This window comes from Rhodoferax sp. (genome assembly GCF_018063565.1).
In the GTDB taxonomy this organism is placed as follows: Bacteria; Pseudomonadota; Gammaproteobacteria; order Burkholderiales; family Burkholderiaceae_C; genus Rhodoferax.
On the sequence record NZ_JAGPBB010000188.1, the window covers coordinates 1 to 2,690 of the forward strand.

The 2,690-nt window shown below is 60.3% G+C and carries 2 protein-coding genes and 1 pseudogene; all 3 read left to right on the top strand.

Translation table 11 applies throughout. The features are described 5' to 3' along the window. A partial coding sequence (gene phaC / locus KBF66_RS19435; protein ID WP_296661400.1) for a class I poly(R)-hydroxyalkanoic acid synthase occupies window positions 1–1,338 on the top strand: 1,338 nt, incomplete at its 5' end. Window positions 1,339–1,389: 51 nt separating this feature from the next. Continuing rightward, the gene (locus tag KBF66_RS19440) at window positions 1,390–2,568 is read left to right on the top strand and encodes an acetyl-CoA C-acetyltransferase (RefSeq protein WP_296661402.1); all 1,179 of its coding nucleotides are present in this window, start codon (window positions 1,390–1,392) and stop codon (window positions 2,566–2,568) included. Between the two features lie 45 nt (window positions 2,569–2,613). Continuing rightward, window positions 2,614–2,690 (top strand): annotated as a pseudogene (locus tag KBF66_RS19445) (beta-ketoacyl-ACP reductase); the annotation flags it as partial.

The window sequence follows — 2,690 nt, forward strand, 5'->3', positions numbered from 1 at the left end:
GCCCGCATCCGCTTCACGGTGGAGCAGCTCAACGCCGCTGCAGCCCCCAGCAATTTCCTGTCCATGAACGCCGACGCGCTGCAAACTGCCATTGACACCAAGGGCGAGAGCATTGCCAAGGGCGTGCGCAACCTGCTGCAGGACTACAACCAGGGCCACATGTCGATGACCGACGAGAGCCTGTTCACGGTCGGTAAAAATATCGCCACCACCGAAGGCATGGTGGTGTTCGAGAACGACTACATCCAGCTCATTGAATACAAACCGCTGACCGAGAAGGTTTACGAAAAGCCATTCTTGCTGGTGCCACCCAGCATCAACAAGTACTACATCCTTGACCTGCAACCCGACAATTCGTTGATCCGCTACGCCGTGGCGCAAGGGCATCGCACCTTTGTAGTGAGCTGGCGCAACCCCGATGCGTCGATGACCCAGGTTACCTGGGACAACTTCATCGAACACGCCATCCTCAAGGCCATCAGCGTCACCAAAGAAATCACCGGCGCGCCCAGCATCAACACGCTGGGTTTCTGCGTGGGCGGCACCATGCTGTCCACCGCGCTGGCGGTGCTGGCGGCACGCGGCGACACCTCGGTGGCCAGCGCCACGTTCCTCACGGCCATGGTCGACTTTGCCGACACCGGCGTTCTGGACGTGTTTATTGACGAGAAGTTTGTCGCCAAGCGCGAGAAAGAAATGGGCAAGGGCGGCATGATGAAGGGCAGCGACATGGCCAGCACCTTCAGCTTTTTGCGCCCCAACGATCTGGTATGGAACTATGTGGTGGGCAACTACCTCAAGGGCGAAACGCCGCCACCCTTTGACCTGCTGTACTGGAACGCCGACAGCACCAACCTGCCGGGCCCCTTCTACACCTGGTATCTGCGCAACACCTACCTTGAAAACAACCTCAGCAAACCCGGCAAGGCGGTGGTGCTGGGCGAAAAGGTTGACTTTGGCAAAGTCAACATCCCGATCTACATCTATGGCTCGCGTGAAGACCACATTGTGCCAATCAACGGGGCCTACGCCACCACCCGGTTTTTCCCGGGGTCCAAACGCTTTGTCATGGGCGCCTCCGGCCACATCGCCGGTGTGATCAACCCACCCGCCAAAGGCAAGCGCTGCTACTGGACGCGTGACGACAGCAAACTGCCCAAGACGCACGACGAGTGGTTTGCCGGCGCCGTTGAACACCCGGGCAGTTGGTGGACTGACTGGTCCAACTGGCTGGCCAGCCAGTCGAGCAAACAGATCGCTGCGCCCAAGACCTATGGCAAAGGCAAATACAAGGGCATCGAGCCCGCACCTGGCCGTTACGTGCTGGCCAAAGCCTGATCACCGTTTTACCCGTTTACTTTTACTTTTTTACAGGACAGAGAGATCATCATGGAAGACATCGTCATCGTTTCAGCAGCGCGTACCGCCGTAGGCAAGTTTGGGGGATCGCTGGCCAAGGTATCGGCCATGGAGCTGGGCAGCATCGTGATTCGCGAGGCCATCGCCCGCGCCAAACTCACACCCGACCAGGTGGGTGAAGTCATCATGGGCCAGGTGCTTGCTGCTGGCTGCGGACAAAACCCGGCGCGCCAGGCCACCCTGAAAGCGGGCCTGGCCATGGAAACCCCGGCGCTCACCATCAATGCCGTGTGCGGCTCCGGTCTCAAGTCGGTCATGCTGGCCGCGCAGGCCGTGGCCTGGGGCGACAGCGACATTGTGGTCGCTGGTGGCCAGGAAAACATGAGCGCCAGCCCGCATGTGCTCAACGGCAGCCGTGACGGCCAGCGCATGGGCGACTGGAAAATGACCGACACCATGATCGTCGACGGCCTGTGGGACGTCTACAACAACTACCACATGGGCATCACCGCCGAAAACGTGGCCAAAGCCTGCAGCATCAGCCGCGACATGCAAGACGCCCTGGCCCTGGCCAGCCAGCAAAAAGCCGCTGCCGCGCAAGATGCCGGCAAGTTCAAGGACGAAATCGTCGGTGTCAGCATTCCGCAGCGCAAAGGCGACCCGGTGGTGTTCAACACCGACGAGTTTTTGAACCGCAAAACCAATGCCGAAGCACTGGCTGGCCTGCGCCCGGCGTTTGACAAAGCGGGTTCCGTTACCGCCGGCAACGCATCCGGCATCAACGACGGTGCCGCTGCTGTGGTTGTCATGACCGCCAAAAAGGCCGCCGCGCTGGGTCTGACACCCCTGGCCCGCATTGCCGCCTTTGGCACCAGCGGTCTGGACCCGGCACAAATGGGTCTGGGTCCGGTGCCCGCCTCGCGCAAGGCACTCGCACGCGCCGGCTGGAGCGTGAACGACGTCGACCTGTTTGAGCTCAACGAAGCCTTTGCCGCCCAGGCCTGCGCGGTCAACCTGCAACTTGAAGTGGACCCGTCCAAGGTCAACGTCAACGGGGGTGCCATTGCCATTGGCCACCCCATCGGTGCGTCCGGCTGCCGTATTCTGGTCACGCTGCTGCACGAAATGCAGCGTCGTAACGCCAAAAAGGGCCTGGCTGCGCTGTGCATTGGCGGCGGCATGGGCGTATCGCTGGCACTTGAGCGTTAATTCACCCTATCATTCACACCTGGTTTTTACAAAGAGGAGCACATCATGAGTCAAAAAGTAGCGTACGTCACCGGTGGTATGGGCGGCATTGGTACCGCCATTTGCCAGCGCCTGAGCAAAGA